At 43.2% G+C, this 18,114-nt stretch carries 11 protein-coding genes; 2 read left to right on the top strand and 9 right to left on the bottom strand.

Annotated features, from left to right (window positions below; genetic code table 11):
* Positions 1–28: 28 nt before the first annotated feature.
* The 4 genes from H6A61_RS07620 to H6A61_RS07605 form a co-directional block, all read right to left on the bottom strand.
* On the bottom strand, positions 29–1,591 hold the full coding sequence (locus H6A61_RS07620) for a S41 family peptidase (RefSeq protein WP_154044721.1): 1,563 nt from the start codon (positions 1,589–1,591) through the stop codon (positions 29–31).
* A gap of 265 nt (positions 1,592–1,856) precedes the next feature.
* Positions 1,857–2,309, bottom strand: coding sequence for a pantetheine-phosphate adenylyltransferase (gene coaD / locus H6A61_RS07615; RefSeq protein ID WP_154044722.1), 453 nt, complete (start codon positions 2,307–2,309; stop codon positions 1,857–1,859).
* Positions 2,310–2,314: 5 nt separating this feature from the next.
* The gene (locus H6A61_RS07610; protein ID WP_204392575.1) at positions 2,315–4,255 is read right to left on the bottom strand and encodes a DNA topoisomerase IV subunit B; all 1,941 of its coding nucleotides are present in this window, start codon (positions 4,253–4,255) and stop codon (positions 2,315–2,317) included.
* A gap of 87 nt (positions 4,256–4,342) precedes the next feature.
* Entirely contained in the window at positions 4,343–5,476 is a 1,134-nt protein-coding gene (locus H6A61_RS07605; RefSeq protein WP_204392573.1) for an N-acetyltransferase, read from the bottom strand.
* Between the two features lie 226 nt (positions 5,477–5,702).
* Here H6A61_RS07605 and H6A61_RS07600 point away from each other — a divergent pair, with 226 nt between their 5' ends.
* Complete coding sequence (locus H6A61_RS07600) at positions 5,703–7,811, top strand: HRDC domain-containing protein (protein ID WP_204392571.1); 2,109 nt, start codon at positions 5,703–5,705, stop codon at positions 7,809–7,811.
* 46 nt (positions 7,812–7,857) lie between these two features.
* Here H6A61_RS07600 and H6A61_RS07595 read toward each other — a convergent pair whose 3' ends face one another.
* The 3 genes from H6A61_RS07595 to H6A61_RS07585 all read right to left on the bottom strand — a co-directional run bounded on the left by H6A61_RS07595 (position 7,858) and on the right by H6A61_RS07585 (position 12,954).
* Complete coding sequence (locus H6A61_RS07595) at positions 7,858–9,075, bottom strand: glycoside hydrolase family 88 protein (RefSeq protein WP_204392569.1); 1,218 nt, start codon at positions 9,073–9,075, stop codon at positions 7,858–7,860.
* 120 nt (positions 9,076–9,195) lie between these two features.
* Positions 9,196–10,839, bottom strand: coding sequence for a glycoside hydrolase family 43 protein (locus H6A61_RS07590; protein WP_204392567.1), 1,644 nt, complete (start codon positions 10,837–10,839; stop codon positions 9,196–9,198).
* Positions 10,840–11,013: 174 nt separating this feature from the next.
* Positions 11,014–12,954 (bottom strand): glycoside hydrolase family 97 protein, encoded by a 1,941-nt coding sequence (locus H6A61_RS07585; RefSeq protein WP_204392604.1) that lies wholly within the window; start codon positions 12,952–12,954, stop codon positions 11,014–11,016.
* Positions 12,955–13,141: 187 nt separating this feature from the next.
* Here H6A61_RS07585 and H6A61_RS07580 point away from each other — a divergent pair, with 187 nt between their 5' ends.
* Positions 13,142–14,416, top strand: a complete 1,275-nt coding sequence (locus H6A61_RS07580; RefSeq protein WP_204392565.1) for an ATP-binding protein — start codon at positions 13,142–13,144, stop codon at positions 14,414–14,416.
* Between the two features lie 117 nt (positions 14,417–14,533).
* On the opposite strand, the gene H6A61_RS07575 is transcribed toward H6A61_RS07580, so the two are convergent.
* Both H6A61_RS07575 and H6A61_RS07570 read right to left on the bottom strand, forming a co-directional pair.
* Positions 14,534–16,138, bottom strand: coding sequence for a hypothetical protein (locus H6A61_RS07575; protein ID WP_204392563.1), 1,605 nt, complete (start codon positions 16,136–16,138; stop codon positions 14,534–14,536).
* A gap of 21 nt (positions 16,139–16,159) precedes the next feature.
* Positions 16,160–18,079: a glycoside hydrolase family 127 protein gene (locus tag H6A61_RS07570; protein WP_204392561.1), complete on the bottom strand. Its 1,920-nt coding sequence runs from the start codon at positions 18,077–18,079 to the stop codon at positions 16,160–16,162.
* Positions 18,080–18,114 lie beyond the last annotated feature (35 nt).

Below are 18,114 nucleotides of genomic sequence, written 5' to 3'. Positions count from 1 at the left end.
GTCAACTCGTCAACTTGTCAACTCGTAACTAATCTTCTACCAACTCAAGTCCTTTCTGCACCGTTTCGTTCATCGAGTTTATAACCTGGAAATACTCGTTCATATCCCATAGGTCGCGGGCAATAAGGGCTTTAAGCTGAGTTTTTATAAGAGGAAGTGCAGTCTTGTATTCGTCCTCCTTATATTCCACACCCAGAGTCTTGCCAAGGGCTATCAGATCGGCTAGCATCTTGTCAGTAACTTCAAAACGCTTGTTGAAACGGTCGAATGTCTTGTATTTTTCTTTCCATTCGCTACGGTTTGCGTCTATCAGTTTCAGGTTTTGCTGCACGATGGCTCCCTTGTCGCGCAATGCCAGATAATAGTCGGTATAATAAGTAGTGTCGATAGGTACAAAGTAGTCAGGCATTATACCTCCACCGCCATATACTATGCGTCCTTTTTTCAATGTCTTGGTTTTCAGAGAGTCAGGGAAGTGGATGCTGTCGGCACTCTGCATCTCGCCGCGGTTATATCTCTCTATAAGGTCTCTGTTATACTGTTCTATGCTTTCGTATGGTTTCTGTATGCATCTGCCCGAAGGAGTGTAATAGCGTGCCACGGTGAGACGTATCATAGAACCGTCAGGAAGATCGATAGGTCTCTGTACTAGTCCTTTACCGAATGTGCGTCTGCCCACTACAGTTCCTCTGTCCCAGTCCTGAATGGCTCCCGTAACGATTTCACTTGCCGAAGCGGAGAACTCATCTACCAAAACCACGAGCTTGCCATTGCGGAAATCGCCGTTTCCACGGGCCTTGAACTCTGTACGCGGATTACGCTTTCCTTCGGTATAGACTATCAGTTCGCCCTTCTCCAACACATGGTTGGCTATTTCGATGGCAGCATTCAGATATCCTCCTCCGTTTCCCTGAAGGTCGAGGATAAGGTTGCGCATACCTTTTTCCTGAAGCTTATGCAATGCTTCTTCAAACTCATCGGCAGTGGTGGCTGCAAAGCGGCTTATACGTATGTAGCCTGTAGTCTTGGTCATCATATACGAAGCATCAAGACTATAGACAGGTATCTTGTCGCGCTTAACTGTGAAAGGCAGCAGTTCCTTCACTCCGCGACGCATAATTTTCAGATTGACTTTTGTTCCTTTAGGACCACGAAGACGACGCATTATTTCCTCTGTGCTCATCTTCACTCCGGCTATTACAGTATCATTGACTTCTATGATACGGTCGCCTGCCAGAATACCGACTTTCTCAGATGGGCCACCAGACACCGGTTGGATTACGAAAAGTGTATCTGTAGCCATATTGAACTGAACTCCGATACCGTCGAAATTACCTACCAGCGGCTCGTTCAGTTTCTTGACTTCTTCAGGATCGGAATAAGTGGAATGCGGATCCAGTTCCTCGAGCATCTTTATTATGGCATCTTCCACCAACTTGTCTTCATCTACATCGTCAACATATAGATTGGCAATGGCGAACTCTGCCAGCTGTAGTTTTCTGGCAGGAGAATTCAATAATTTATTCTGAGCCTCAACCATAAAAGTTGCTCCCAATAACAAGGATAATGTAAAAAACAAATTCAGTTTCATATCTTATTTTTTTTAGACGATGAGGTCAAAATGACATCATCCAAATGCGAAAAACAGGCGCCTGAATCAGGGCCTCAAGAGACTCCCAAAAACGCTCTGTCGTTTTAGTCAAAACGTGCGTCCGTTTCAGTTTAAACGGGCGTCCGTTTTAATCAAAGCGTGCGTCCATTTTATATTGAATATCTGCAGTATCTTTAACATACCTGAAAATCAGCAGATTAAGTATAACTCCTTTTTACTGTATTCCCAGGTAGATAAAGTAAGATTAAAGTTTCATACTTTCCGGCAAGAAAGGACTTACATCCTTGCCGAACTGGAGAAGTTCGCGCACGATAGTAGAGCTTACCGAAGTCAGTTCCGGCTCGGTAAACAGCAGAATAGTTTCTATGCCTGCCATCTTGCGGTTAATGTCGGCAATGGTTTCCTCGTATTCAAAATCGCGCACTGTACGTATGCCGCGCACTATAAACTGCGCGCCACACTCGCGGGCAAAGTCTATTGTCAGACCTGAATATGCAGCAACCTTTATTCTAGGTTCGTCTGCATAGAGCTTGCTTATCATCTCCACACGTTTCTCTGTAGGAAACCATGTGCGCTTGCTGTCGTTTATACCGATACCTATCACCACCTCGTCCATAAAGGTAAGGGCACGTTTCACTACCGAGAAGTGTCCGATAGTAAACGGGTCGAAGGTACCGGGGAATATTGCTTTTTTCATTTAATCTATAAATTTACGTCTTCCTCTACCACCAGATTTTCAATGATGAAGTTCTGTCTCTCCATGGTGTTCTTTCCCATATAGAATTCCAGAAGTTCCTTCACGGCATCAGTCTTTCTCAGGGTCACCTGTTCCAGACGCATATCTTCGCCGATAAAGTTGCGGAACTCATCAGGAGAAATTTCTCCCAAACCTTTGAATCGGGTTATTTCCGGATTAGGTCCTAGTTCATCAATAGCGGCAAGTCTTTCCTCGTCGGTGTAACAGTAGCGTGTAACGTATGTACCTTTCTTCCTGTTTCTCACACGGAACAAAGGAGTTTGAAGTATATACACGTGACCTTTCTTTATCAGATCGGGGAAGAACTGCAGGAAGAATGTTATCATAAGCAGGCGTATGTGCATACCATCGACATCGGCATCGGTAGCCACAATCACCTTATTATATCTAAGTCCGTCCAGACCGTCCTCGATATTGAGTGCGGCCTGAAGGAGATTGAATTCCTCGTTCTCATAAACCACCTTCTTGGTAAGACCGAAAGAATTGAGCGGTTTACCGCGCAAACTGAAGACAGCCTGTGTATTCACATCACGGCTCTTTGTTATTGAGCCACTGGCAGAGTCACCCTCGGTGATGAATATGGCACTGTCCAGACGCGGGTCTTTTTCTTCGTCCTTCTTGCCGGACTTCACATCATTCAGATGTATGCGGCAGTCGCGCAGCTTACGGTTATGCAGATTTGCCTTCTTTGCCCTTTCGCGTGCTATCTTTGTCACTCCGGCAATGGCTTTTCTTTCTTTCTCCGATTCCTGTATCTTCTGCAGCAATATTTCTGCCACATCAGGATGCTTGTGGAGATAGTTATCGACATTCTCCTTTATGAAATCGCCAACAAACTTATTCACACTCACTCCTGAAAGCGGATAAGGATTGCCGTCGGAATCTTTCTCAGGAGCCATTGTAAGCGAACCGAGCTTGATTTTTGTCTGGCTTTCGAATGTAGGTTCTATCACGTTTATCGCGATGGCAGCCACCAGACCGTTACGTATGTCCTGAAATTCAAGATTCTTACCATAGAATTCCTTTATGGTGCGTGCTATATGTTCCTTGAACGCGCTCTGATGCGTACCTCCCTGAGTGGTGTGCTGTCCGTTGACGAAAGAATAATACTCCTCGCCATATTGAGGGCTGTGAGTGAATGCTATTTCGATGTCCTCGCCTGTGATATGCACTATAGGATATATACCTTGTGCAGTCATATTGTCGTTCAGCAAATCCTCAAGTCCGTTACGGCTGACGATACGTCGTCCGTTGTAATAGATAGACAGTCCCGTATTGAGGTAAGTATAGTTGCGGAGCATCGTTTCGATAAACTCCGGACGGAAATGGTAGTTAAGGAAGAGGGTATTGTCCGGTTCGAAGAAGATAAACGTACCGTTCTCCTCGTCAGTAGTCGAAGTGGTATCACTCACCAGTTCCCCCCCTTCGAAAATTGCCTCACGCATCTGTCCGTCGCGTACGCTTCGTGCAATGAATTTCACACTCAGTGCATTCACTGCCTTAGCGCCCACACCGTTAAGTCCGACACTCTTCTTGAAAGCCTTGGTATCGTATTTACCTCCGGTATTCAACATGGACACTGCATCCACAAGGCTTCCCAAAGGGATACCACGGCCATAGTCGCGCACTGACACCCTGAGATTATCCTCCAGAGTGATATCAATACGCTTTCCTACCCCCATCTTGAATTCGTCAATACTGTTGTCCACCACTTCCTTGAGCAACACATATATACCGTCTTCCGCCTGCGAGCCGTCGCCCAGACGTCCGATGTACATACCCGGACGGGTACGCACATGTTCCATGTCGCTCAAGTGACGGATGTTCTCTTCCGTATATGACACCTGAGGTTCCGAAGCATTAATATTCTGATTCAGTTCATCCATTGTATTTTTATTTTAGTTACTAGTTGACGAGTTACCAGTTGACCAGGTTCCCCTAGTATCTAGTACCTAGTCAACTTGTCAACTGTATCAATTTATTTTTCTCTTATAAGCGCGACGACGCTTGTGCTGTACAGGTTCGAATGCACTCCACTGCGACTGTACTTTCTTATTGTCTTCCAGTTCAGGATTACTTTCTCCGTATTCGAATCCCATTTCCTTATATACCGGTACAAGATCGTAGAACAGCAACGCATTCACACCCTTGCTCTGATATTCCTGCTTCACTCCTACGAGCAGCAAATCAAGTATCTTAGGTTTCTTGATAAACAGGGCTTTAAGCAAGTGCCACCATCCGAAAGGCAGCATCTTTCCCTTAGCTTTCTGAAGAGCTACAGACAATGAAGGCATTGATATACCTACTGCCACCAGCTCACCTTGGGCATCTTCCACAAGCGACACCATACGCAGGTCTATCACAGGCAGATACATCTTTATGTACTGGTCTATCTGTCCCTGAGTCATCTTTGAGAAACCATAAAGCGGAGCATAAGCCTCATTGATAAGATCGAATATTCTCTGACCGTAATTCTTTTCTTTCAGTTCCTTACGGGTGAGCTTCTTGATCTTGAGATTATATTTCTGAAGAATTATTTCTGATATACGTACAAACTTTTCAGGGAGTTTTTCAGGCACTTTGAGTTTGAATTCCACCCAGTCTGCTTCCTTTTCGAGACCAAGTTTCTCAATATGGACAGGATAATATGGGTAATTATATATAGTTGCCATGGTACTCAGCTGGTCGAATCCCTCTATAAGCATTCCTTCAGGATCCATATCGGTAAATCCAAGCGGACCTACCATATATTCCATACCTCTTTCCTTGCCCCATTTTTCCACTTCATCGATAAGAGCTTTCGACACCTCCGCGTCGTCGATAAAGTCAATCCAACCGAAACGTACCTCTTTCTTGTTCCATGTCTCGTTGGCACGGTTATTGATAATGGCTGCTACACGACCCACCGGTTTGTCATCCTTAAATGCAAGGAAATATTCAGCCTCACAGAACTCGAATGCGGCATTCTTGTCCTTGCTTAGAGTGTTCACCATGTCGTCGTACAAATCAGGTACGGAATAAGGATTGTTTTTGTATAATTCATAATTGAGACGAATGAAAGTGCGAAAATCTTTCTTCGTCCTGACTTTCTTAATGATAATGGCCATTTTTGTTAAATTGAAATTTCGGCGTAAAGTTAATATTTTTTGTGCTTATTTCATGACTGTTACGGTAAAAATAAGGGATTTACCCGAAATAAGAAATTAGCAATATGGTTCGTCTATATAATTACAAGTTATATTTATAGATAAAATAAAAATGAATTTTATCGGTTTGTGAAATAAACAAATAGACTATATTTGCCATATAGACTTTAATTAAAGCGAATAGCACATGAATACAAATCCGGAACTCGAACTCGCCAATACACTGATAGCACAGACAGGTACAAACATATTCCTGACAGGAAAAGCCGGTACAGGTAAAACCACATTCCTGAGGACACTGGTAAAAGAATCTCCCAAGAGAATGATTATCCTTGCACCTACCGGTATAGCCGCAATCAATGCAGGAGGAATGACTATACACTCTTTCTTCCAACTACCTTTTGCACCGTACATTCCGGGAACTGCTTTCGGAGGTGATGCCAAATACCGCTTCCGCTTCGGAAAGGAGAAGCTGAATATCATGCGAAGTATCGACCTGCTTGTGATAGACGAGATAAGTATGGTTCGTGCCGACCTTCTGGATGCCATAGACGATGTGCTTCGACGCTTCAGACGAAACAGCAAGCCGTTCGGCGGAGTGCAACTTCTCCTGATAGGAGACATACAGCAGCTTCCACCCGTAGCCAAGAACGACGAGTGGCAGATGCTTTCGGAATACTACGACTCGCCGTATTTCTTCTCAAGCCATGCGCTCAAAGAGACTTCTTTCTGCACCATAGAACTAAAGAAAGTATATCGACAGAGCGACACTCACTTCCTCTCACTGCTGAATGCCATAAGGGAAAACCGCTGCACAAGCAATGATATAAGAGAACTGAACAGCAGATATATACCCGGCTTCAATCCTAATAACGACGACGGATATATCCGCCTCACTACACACAACGCGCAGGCACAGCAGATAAACCAAAGAAAACTGGACGAACTTCCTACACGCAGCTATAAGTTCAAGGCTACCATAGAGGGAAATTTTCCGGATTATTCATACCCTACCGAACTTGAACTGGAGTTGAAGAAAGGCGCACAGGTGATGTTCGTGAAGAACGACATATCGGGTATGCACCGTTATGCCAACGGAACTATAGGCCTCATTACAAATATTTCGAATGAAGGAATAGAAGTGACTATAAACGAAACAGGCACGAGAGTCAATCTTGAAGAAGCCGAATGGGCAAATGCCAAATACACCCTGGACGAAGAGACAAAAGAGATAGTGGAAGAGGTGGAAGGCACATTCAGGCAGTACCCTCTGAAACTGGCATGGGCGATAACAGTCCACAAGAGTCAAGGACTTACATTCGACAAAGCTATAATAGACGTGTCATCATCCTTTGCACACGGTCAGGCATATGTCGCACTGAGCCGATGCCGCACTCTTGAAGGCCTGGTACTCAGTTCGCCAATCTCTGCAGGAGCTGTGATAAGCGACAGGGTGATAGACTCGTTTACCGACGAACAACGCAAAACCACTCCTACCATGGAGCAATGCTCTGCCATGCAAAGAGCGTATTTCACTGACCTGCTGAAACAGCTATTCGGATTCAGACAGATGGAAATATCACTCAACCATTATATCAGGCTTATAGACGAACATCTGTACAGGACATATCCCAAACAGCTTGAGATGTATAAGAATGAAGCCGAGCGCTTCAAACAGTCTATAACGGAAGTTAGTTCCAAATTCGAAAACCAATACACGCGTATGACCGCACTGGCCTCCGACTGCGAGACGGACAAAGCGCTTCAGGACCGCATATACAGCGCATCACAATATTTTGCCGAGATGCTCAGGCCACTTCAGGACTTGCTGGACAGTACGGACATAACATCAGACAACAAGGAAATAAGGAAAAGAATAGAAACGGCATTCGAAGAACTGACGGATGCAGTAAGAATAAAGTGTGCCCTCATGGAGCATGTACACGACAAAGGTTTCCACGTACAGGATTTTCTTCGCAAACGTGCCATACTAAGTATGGAAGAGACAAAAGCCACAGCAGGCAAAAAACGTGAAAAAACAGAAAAGAAAATTCCGTTTGAAAGCAGCGACATCGGAAATATGGAACTGTATCGTGCACTGGTGGAATGGCGCAGAAAAGAGGCTGCCGACCAAGGACTGCCGGCATATACAGTGCTCCAGCAGAAAGCCATTATCGGCCTGTCTAACCTACTTCCCAAGAATGAGCGCGAACTTCTCCGCGTCAAATGTATCGGCAAGAAGACTGTGGAGAAATATGGCAAGGATATTATGGAGATAGTTGAAAGATACAGATAAAAAAATTACGGCAAAGATAATCCTTGCCGCAACTTATGTGTATTTATCAATAAATAGACTTACCTTCATTAAGTTTCTTCAGCCTCAACAAAGCTTCCATATAATAATAGTCCGCATAGATGATAGAAGCATCTATCTCGGATCCTGCAGGCCAGTGTCCTGTAGAGTGAAGCAGAAGAGAATGATTGGTTTCACCACCTCTGTATTTATCTGAATCAAGACTTGCCAACATTCTAACAGCGGCATCCTTGTACGTAGCTGACTTTTCGCCGGTAAAGAAAGTTGACATTTCAAGCAGTGCGGAAGCTACGACACACGCAGCAGAAGCATCACGTGGAGCATCAGGAATTCCCGGTGCACTGAAATCCCAATAAGGGATATAGTCCTCAGGCAAGCGGTCGAGATAAACCTTAGTCACTTTTTCTGCAAAGTCAAGATATTTCGGATCTTTTGTCTCACGATAAACAACTGTGTAACCATATATAGCCCATGCCTGACCGCGGGCCCACATACTGTTGTCGGCATAACCCTGATGCGTGCAACGGTTGATACATTCTCCTGTCAAGGTATCATAAACTGCCACATGATATGATGTATAATCATCGCGGAACTGATTCTGCATTGTCTTGTCAGCGTGCGATACGGCTATATCATAAAGTTTTTTATTACCGCCATTCTTTGCAGCCCAGAACAGCATTTCAAGATTTATCATATTGTCCATGATAGTGTTATGACCGCCAAACATTTCAACATTGCGCGGCCATGACAGAATTGTTCCTACCTTAGGTCTGTAAAGTGTGGCAAGACTGTCGGATACAGCCAGTATCACACGTTTATACTCCGGATTTGAGGTAAGACGGTAACCGTTACCATAGCTGCAGAATACAAGAAACCCAAGGTCATGATCGTATGCCGGGATTTCTGCAAGGAAAGAGAGCGATTCTGTAAACTTCTCTGCTTCCAGACGTATGCTGTCGTTCTGTGTAGCTTCATAATCATACCACAAGACTCCAGGCCAGAAACCTGCTGTCCATTCTTCTTTTGTTGCCTTACGCAAATTCCACTGTGTCTCCCCTTTCATGATGTTGCGTGGCATCATTGTATAATCAATGCTGTCTGCTGAATGTAAGTCATTTAGAGTTTTCTTAATCTGACCGTCGCAATATTCCAATGCACTGTCAACATCAATCGGCTGCGATGGGGTAAGGCTGCAGGCAGTAAGCATTGCCATCCCCAAGCCTGCGATAATTTTGTTTACTTTCATATTTATGTATGTATTATTAGTTAACGAGTTGACAAGTTGACGAGTTGACAAGGTCTCCTAGTATCTGGTATCTAGTATCTAAAAACCTTGTCAACTTGTAACTGAAGCCTTGTAACTTTTTTAATTAATTCTGAACCAATCGGCATCTACCCAACCACGTTCTTTACCATATGGAGCTACACTGAACAGACCGACCTTAGCTCCAATCCATTTCCCCTGACGTGCGATGAATGTATCACCCACGTTGTGAAAGCGTTTTCCGTCTGTACTGTAATAGAAAGAACATTTTCCACCGGCCTCAACCTTTACCCTCAGATATATGTCTATCTCATAATTAGGATAAAGTCCGGCTTCGAAGGTCCTGCATTTATCGAGCATGCCTACTACACTTGTCTTTTCCGGAGTCTTCTGCTCTGCATCCTTACACTGTACATATTTAAGAATAAAGCCTTCGCCTGATTTTTCAACTCCAAGATATGCGTAATCCCATCCCATGACTATGAGTCCTGACATCTGCCCGTCGTCCTTTGCAGATACTTTCAGTTTTGTAGTGGCAGTAAACTCTTCTGCCGGGAACTTCTGAAGAAGCAAATTAGGCACTTCCCAGAAATTGACAAATTCCGGTGACAGGATATGGCTGTAAATCCTCATATACCCCATATTTGTGGTAAAGCCGAATGTATCCTGATAGTTGGCATGCCATTGCCACTGCAATCCCAATTCGGTGGAGTTAAACTCATCACTTTCGGCAGGAGTTACTATACCGACAGTCTTACCTATATTAGGTTTGCGGTATTCATGTACCGGTTCTCCACACCCGTCGCCATCAGTATCAACGCCTATTACCGGCCAGTCTGATTTCCATTCCATTGGATTGAGATGCAATACTCTTCCGTATGCTCCCTTGTCCTGGAAGTGAAGGAACCACGCTTCTCCTGAAGGTATGTCAACCCATGCGCCTTGATGCGGTCCGTTTATATCTGTCTTGCCTTGCGACATTACAATCTTAGATTCGTACGGTCCGAACACATTCTTTGACCTCAAAACAAGCTGCCATCCTGTGGCTACCCCTCCTGCTGGTGCAAATATGTAGTAATACCCATTGTGTTTATAGAATTTTGCCCCTTCTATAGTATGATTTGTCCCATCGTTTCCATCAAATGCCAACACCGGATTGGAGACTATAGCCGTACCTTCGCTGTTCATCTCACACACAGTAATGACACTGTTGAATTTCGCCCTGCTGCCTGCCCATGCATGCGCAAGATATACCTTGCCATCGTCATCCCATAACGGACATGGATCTATCATCCCCTTTCCTGCCTTTACAAGAACTGGTTTATCCCATTCTCCGTAAATATCTTTTGTCTTTACCATAAAGATACCGAAGTCAGGATCGCCCCAGTAAATGTAGAACTCACCATTATGATGACGGATTGAAGGAGCCCATACGCCTTTGCCATGCTGTGGCTTAGAGAAAAAGTCGAAAGGCTCGACATCCTTTATGGCATAGTTTATTATTTCCCAGTTTACCAGATCTTCCGAATGAAGTATCGGAAGTCCCGGAGTACAATTGAAACTGGACGCCGTCATATAATAATGCCCATCGACGGCACATACGTCCGGATCGGAATAATCGGCATGCAATACAGGATTGACGTATGTACCGTCACCCTTGTCAGCCACCCAGACTTCCGACTTATATTGGGCGTTCAGCAAAACGGCTGAAGAAATAAAAGCTATAAACAAAAAATACTTTCTCATCGTAAATGTTATTAGTTGTTAGTTGTTGGAACTAAATGAAAAACAATCCTTTTACCTTAAAAAAACAATACCGTTAATAACCTTTCTATATTATGAAAAGCAGAAACCTACCAACAATCTTTTATCATTAATACGAATGAGAAAGTATTTATACCTAATCAAAGATCAACTTTTTTATAATTTTCTTCCGTTATATTTCTTATATCCCTTTTGTGCAGCCTTATCAACAGGATATAGTCTGACTGCTGCACCACCCTTAGGATTAAGTCCGAACTTAATGTTCTGCGAAGAGTTGACAAGGAAGTATGAGCATTTCACGTGTGTTTTTGTCTTCACAGCTTCTCCGCCATCGGTATAAACGCAAGCCAGATATGTCTTGTCCTTGTCAAGGAATGAAAGGTCAAGTACTTCGTCCGAGCCGTCGTTATTGGTAATCATACCGACGAACCATTCTTCACCACTGCGGCGTGCCATAGTGATATTCTTACCCGGAGTACCGTCCAACACTCTTGACTCGTCAAATACAGTCTTAAGGTTTTCAAACCATTCTATCTCCGGTTCACCTCCGTAAAGTGCAGGTTTGTCATACCAGAAAATTGTCTGAAGCGGGCTGTACATAATCAGCGATAACGCCAACTGATGTGCATGAGTATTTTTCAGTCTCTTGTCGTAATAACAGATAGTGTAATCGGCGGCGCCGTTAATCATACGGGTAAACGGCAAGATTGTATTGTGTGTAGCATCAGGGAATTCCTCATTTCCGTGAATGCCTTCCTGAGTAAGGAGGTTAGGGTATGTACGGCTGAATCCTGAAGGGCGGAACTCGTCGTGGATGTTCATCATCAGTTTGTTCTCGGCAGCCAGACGTACCATATCGTGCAACCATACCGCCCAGCGGTGGCTTGCATACTGTACGAAGCCGGATTTCACTCCCACTACTCCCCATTCCTTGAGCAAAGGGAAGAGTTCGCGCATCTGTTTCTGCAAGGCATGCTGGTTAACGTACAACCATACTCCGACGCCTTTTTCCTTTCCGTGTTCAATCACCTTTTTCATATCGACATGGGGAACTACCTTTGTGGCGTCACCATCGTGTGAGGTACATGGTTCATACCATTTCCAATCATAAAGCATGTATGGAATATTATGTTCTGCACAAAAATCAATTGTAGCCAATCCACCCTGCGTTGTAACCTCAACAGAACGCATAATCTTACCCGGCTTGATCCATGAAGTATCTTTTATCTCACAGGCTGGGTTAAGATTTTCGATGATATAATTATGTTCTATCAGCTGCCCAGGTTTCTCGGCTGTCATTACAATCTTCCATGGAGTGGCATAATAGGTAACTATATCCACAGGGCTGTACATAACCGACTTCAACGTGCTGCGTTTCTCGGCAGAAGCCTGATATTTGGTAAGACACCAGTCGTCAACATCGGCATCTGTAAGAGCTGCCCAAAGGCCGTTCGGCAGTTCAAGAGTTAAAGCTCTTTCCACAGGATTTGTAAGACCGTTCACATCAAGATGTTCAAACCATCCCTGCGCCCACTGCTCGCTCCATGCCATAGTACCGTCGGCAAAAGAATATTCAGTAAGGTCGTCTGTCACCTTGTGGAATATGGCATCCGGATGTTCGGGAAAGAAATAACGGAAAGCCACTCCCTCATCGTATGCTCTCACTTCTACATTCAGGCGGTATTTCGACTTGTCCTTTTTCGACATATATACCACTCCGGCAGTGTAATTGTCCTTCACCAGACTGCGTTCGCCATACACAGGTGTCCATTCGCCGCTGTGTGACGAGTAAGACACAGAGTCGATTTCCATATTGTCCATCCAGCATTCCGGCTGCTGAAGAGTTCTCTTTCCGAGAGCCATTTCCCACACGCGGTTATCGACATGCAGTCCGGCTTTTGACTCCTTAAGGACACTCTTGTCCTTGAAATCGACTGTATAATAAAGGCCGTTGGCACCCGATGCGGATGTCTTGCCATAGAACTTCACTTTATGTACACCTCCGGGAGATGTCAATTCCAACGTAGTGCTTTTCTCTGCATACAATGCCGTACTTACGGCAAATGCCATAAATGGTAACAGTAATCCTTTCTTCATCATTTTATCCTATGTTTTTATTAATAGTACGAACAAGTTGTGGAATACACTCAATGGAAATGTATTTTTTCTTATATTGTGCCAAACTACCGAATAAATTAACGCCAAACTACCGAATAAATTAACGCCAAATTACCGAATTTACAAAATATCGCTATATTTGCATATATTATAAATGTATTAGAATATGAAATGGTACAGACATAGAATAATGGACGACCTGTTGATAAAAAAGCTGCAGGCTAGAGGTGCGGTATTGATAGAAGGTCCCAAATGGTGTGGCAAAACAACTACGGCCGAAGAATTTGCCGCCAGTAAAATTATGCTGTCACGTCCCGACGTAAAGGAACATTTTAAGAATATGCTGGAAATAGATACTGATACCGCTCTTGCCGGTAATCCCCCAATGCTTATCGACGAATGGCAGACAGTCCCTAAATTATGGGATGCTGTACGTTATACAATTGACCATCGCAGAAAAATGGGACAATTTATTCTTACCGGTTCAGCCGTCACTAATAAAGAAGAAAGGGAACATTCCGGCACAGGTCGGTTTGCATGGCTAACAATGCGACCGATGAGTTTATTTGAATCCGGAGAATCCAATGGAAGTGTGAGTCTTAACAACCTGTTTACCTCTCCTGAAAAGATATTGGCTAAAAATGATTTGAAATTACAGGATATTGCGTTCCTGATTTGCCGTGGAGGCTGGCCTATGGCTGTAGGATTACCAAAAGAAGAAGCATTGGAACAAGCCTTCGATTATTATGACGCTGTTACTAAAGAAGACGTAACAAAGGTCGATGGAGTGAAACGCACATCTGAAAGAGTACAGCGTTTAATGCGATCTTATGCCCGTCATCAAGGTACCCAGGCTTCAATAGCAACTCTATATGAGGATTTGAAGAACAATGATTCGGCAACATTAAATGAAGATACAATCAGCTCCTATCTTGAAGTGCTTAGAAAGATTTTCGTAGTAGAGGATATGCCGGCATGGAACCCAAATCTACGTTCAAAAACCGCAATACGTACATCAGACACTCGTTACTTTGTTGATCCGTCAATAGCCATCGCCGCTTTGGGAATGGGCCCTGCTGATTTAATGAATGACTTAAACACAATGGGATTCTTTTTCGAGGCCCTGTGCGTAAGAGATTTGCGTGTATATGCGGAAGCCTTGAATGGGAAAGTATATCATTATCGCGACAAGAATGGATTGGAATGTGACGCAGTGATTCATTTACGAAACGGACAATATGGATTAATAGAAATAAAATTGGGAGGTCAATCTCTGATTAATGATGGTGCCAACACTCTTAATCTGTTGGGTAATCAAATAGACACGACACGCATGAATGCCCCGGCGTTTAAAATGATTCTAACCGCTACAGGTGAATATGCCTATCGACGCCCGGAAGATGGAATTTACGTTGTGCCTGTCGGATGCCTGAAACATTAAGCACAATGAACATATAGTGAACGTTCACTATATGTTCATCAGACATTCATCAGACATTCATTACACATGTTTCCAACTGAATTATTCAATCCTTCAGGACAAAACTATCTTCATATTTTAAATTCCCAAAAAGAAATCCCTTTCAACAGGTTCGGCAGTACATACTTTACCACCGATACCGTATTGCCATGCCACGACAGTAATTTCAATAGGAAGTTTTGCCCTGACAGGAATATCTGTGATTTTCAATATATCTCCTTCCACAACGGCAGGACCACTTTTCACATAATATGAGACCGGCAGTCCGCAATCGGATACTGCATTGAGTTTTACTTCCCTGGTATCAACTGATATATCTTCTATTCCCGGGAAAAGTATATACTGGCGTCTGCCCACGGTGTTTCTGTAAGGGATGCGAAGATTGAGCTGCTGCACACAGCTTTTATACTTCTTGTCTCCTCCGTTTTCTGCCAGCAGCCATATATCGGCGGTACGGCGCGAATTGTGCATTCCCATTCTGTAGAAACTTACTCTGAAAGTAGTATCATTAATCACCTCTACAGGACCGCAGATTCTATGCATAGTGATTTTTCCGCCGGAATTCTCACTGCTAAGTTCAGTCCTTAACGAGTCAGTATATACAGGAGTCAGAGTGAAAGTCAGTCCGTCGGACTGAGGATTGAACTTCAACGATACTTTTTCGTGCGAAGCAGGATTATACCCGGTAAGTTCACCATTTTGCATGAAGCCTATATACTGCATTTTCTTGTTACGGTGCTGTCTGTATCTCTCCTCAGTAAGTGCGGCCATTTCCTCATCGAAATACCAGAAGGCATCGTGGGCATCGCCTTTATATTTATTGTATGGAGCAGCCTTAGGACGTTTTGCCTTATCTCCCCACCAGCGTTCTGCCAGCCATCCTGATTTAACGTCAACTTTTTTCAGAGATACAGGCTTATCCTTCTGGGCATCGTCAGGATAACGCCATTCAATGGTTTTTCTGATAAAAAGGGCTATATATTCGGATGTCGGGACAGAGACATCGAAATGTCCTCTTCCGGTATCACAAAGGAAAGAAATGCAGCTCTCGGGATATTTCATCCTGAAAGCCAGGGCAGGATTAACCCTAGCTTCCCACCATTCATATTCTCCTTCTATCATCAATCCTGGTATGCCATCGATATTTCTTGTACGTCCCCACTCAAGGTTCTCTCTGCCGTATCCGCAGAGGTTTGTACGCGGCGCATCACCATGAAGCGAGACTATAGCCAGAGTCCTTTCCGGATTCCATGCCGCAAAGTTCCACGGATATGTAGCCATGGCAGAATGGCCGAGCGGTACGATTGGTACATATTTCAGTTCATCGTATCCACTGACAGCAGCAAAATCGTTCATCATAGCCTCAAATGCCTTTTGTACTCCGGTCTCTACCTTCCACTGCTGATCAAGTCCGGGAGTAATCCATATCATACCCACTCCCATTTCGGCCAGTTTCTGTCTGAAACAGTCCATTTCGAACAACGTTTCTTCCGACATATTGTGCTGACCTACTACAACAGCCTTTATCCGGTCTGCTTTCGGAGGCAACCACAGAAAAGCTTCAGGATTTCTGTCTGTCTCGGATGAGACCATACCTTTAACAACTACACTCCATTGCCATTCTCCGGCAAAACTGTATGCCGCACAAAGGAGCAGCATTATCTGGAATAATATTTTCTTCATGGTATTCTTCTATTTTTTATATCATTCTTCTATTTTCCAATACACAGCATATCTCTGTCTGTGAACATCAAATAAAGGTTCTAATTCAACACCTTTATCAGAGATAAACTTCAATCCGTCGCCCTTCTTCACAAAACTTCTTTCAGGTTTTATACTTTTGACAATGGCCTTATTTTCAATATTCTCCGGAATATTATAATCATAAGTATAATAATCGTTATACAGTTTCGGATTTGAATATGGAGCAGGGGCTTTCATTCCTTCAGTACCCAATTTACCAGCCAATACTACAGGACCATACAGCAATGCCGCGATATTCTTATTATCCGGTGTATATTCCCAATGCAGATCCATATGGTACTTGACAAATATCTCATCACCACTTTTCCACGTCCGTTCAATCTCTATATAACCGTTACTGTTTGTTCTGACACGTATTTTTTTACCATTAATCTTTACATCTACATTTTTACTCCATGAAGGATGCCTCAGATACACAGTAAATGGTGAAGGTTCTTCAGTCGCTATCTTAAAATGTACTTCATCCTTATATGGAAAATCAGTAAGCTGGGTTATTTCTACATTTTTTTCCTTCCATGACAATACTGAAGGAATAAACAAATTTACGAACACTCCTTTATCGTTATGAAAATATATACTTTCGGCATACTTGGCATGACTTTCAAACCCACTGCCAACACAACACCAGAATGAATTGAATGGAGTACTGTAAACCTTATGGCTACCGGTTTTCAATGGCAGGAAATATGCCACCATTCCTGTCTTGGGATCCTGCTGGCCTAGTATATGATTATACAAAGCCCGTTCATAGTAATCGGCAATATCAGATGTAGCATTCCAACAGAACAAATGCTTGCTCAGTTTCAGCATATTATATGTACAACAAGTTTCACCGGTATATCCTGAAATGTGTTCAGAAAACCTATTTGTATCAAAAAAATGTTCCTTATCACTGCTGCATCCAGGAGCAAATGTATGTTTGTCTATCATTGTCTTCCAGAAGAACTCTGAAAGATTCTTACTTGCTATATCTCCAGTAAGTTCATAATTTCTGGCTTCAGCCAAGACCTTAGGTATAAAAGTATTAGTATGTTTCGTTCCAAGATCATCAATTCTTTTTTTCAATGGATCGATAACATCATTATGATAAAAGAAAGTAGCAAGCCATCTGTAATCATCATTCCCAGTCAAAGCATACAAATTATAAAATGACTCATTTATACCTCCGAACTCGTTCCTTATCATTTTTCTACGGACACCGTCATCTAAATTATGTAGTTTAGCATATGCCCAATTTGCCATACCCTGAGCTAAATTTAAAGCCTGACTATTACCTGAATAAAGATATTGGTCAATAAGCCCCGAGAGTATTTTATGGAGTGTGTACCAAGGGGCCCAAACACTTGTTCCACGAATATTTCTATTAATCAGCTCTTCGGGAAAGGCACTTAAATATCCGGTGCCATATACCTTCTGTACTTCAGACAATCCGTTCACCAGACTATCCCCTTTTAACTTGAAGACTTCACTGCCAGTCGCAGCATACATCAATGAATAGGCAGAAAGTATATGGCCTGTAATATGTCCTCTAAGCTCACAGTCAAGCGACTCCCATCCTCCCAGCTTTTCTACTGTCATATAACCTCCTTCACGACCGGCAAATACACCGGCTGTAGTACGAAAGCTATGCAACAGTCTGTTTACGTCTATTGAAACCATCCATACAGAGTCTCTGTCCATATTTTCTTTAAATCTGCTTGGCAGAAGACGGACATCGTTCAGATTAAAACACTTCACAGGATATTCTATACCGGCATTTATTTTTTGTTCAGACTCAAACATACCGGGATATACAGACTGTGAATTTACTGTTTGTAAGGTTAGTAAAGATAATGCTATTGTTAATATTTTTCCTTTCATGATATTTATTATTTGTTTTTCAAGATTTCAGTAAC

Source organism: Bacteroides caecigallinarum (assembly GCF_016901995.1).
GTDB classification, from domain to species: Bacteria; Bacteroidota; Bacteroidia; order Bacteroidales; family Bacteroidaceae; genus Phocaeicola; species Phocaeicola cellulolyticus.
This window is presented reverse-complemented; position numbering and strand designations above follow the sequence as displayed.

Coding starts and splice junctions, on each gene's coding strand:
- H6A61_RS07620 (WP_154044721.1), bottom strand. CDS start 1,591: ATGAAACTGAATTTGTTTTTTACATTATCCTTGTTATTGGGAGCAACT.
- coaD (WP_154044722.1), bottom strand. CDS start 2,309: ATGAAAAAAGCAATATTCCCCGGTACCTTCGACCCGTTTACTATCGGA.
- H6A61_RS07610 (WP_204392575.1), bottom strand. CDS start 4,255: ATGGATGAACTGAATCAGAATATTAATGCTTCGGAACCTCAGGTGTCA.
- H6A61_RS07605 (WP_204392573.1), bottom strand. CDS start 5,476: ATGGCCATTATCATTAAGAAAGTCAGGACGAAGAAAGATTTTCGCACT.
- H6A61_RS07600 (WP_204392571.1), top strand. CDS start 5,703: ATGAATACAAATCCGGAACTCGAACTCGCCAATACACTGATAGCACAG.
- H6A61_RS07595 (WP_204392569.1), bottom strand. CDS start 9,075: ATGAAAGTAAACAAAATTATCGCAGGCTTGGGGATGGCAATGCTTACT.
- H6A61_RS07590 (WP_204392567.1), bottom strand. CDS start 10,839: ATGAGAAAGTATTTTTTGTTTATAGCTTTTATTTCTTCAGCCGTTTTG.
- H6A61_RS07585 (WP_204392604.1), bottom strand. CDS start 12,954: ATGAAGAAAGGATTACTGTTACCATTTATGGCATTTGCCGTAAGTACG.
- H6A61_RS07580 (WP_204392565.1), top strand. CDS start 13,142: ATGAAATGGTACAGACATAGAATAATGGACGACCTGTTGATAAAAAAG.
- H6A61_RS07575 (WP_204392563.1), bottom strand. CDS start 16,138: ATGAAGAAAATATTATTCCAGATAATGCTGCTCCTTTGTGCGGCATAC.
- H6A61_RS07570 (WP_204392561.1), bottom strand. CDS start 18,079: ATGAAAGGAAAAATATTAACAATAGCATTATCTTTACTAACCTTACAA.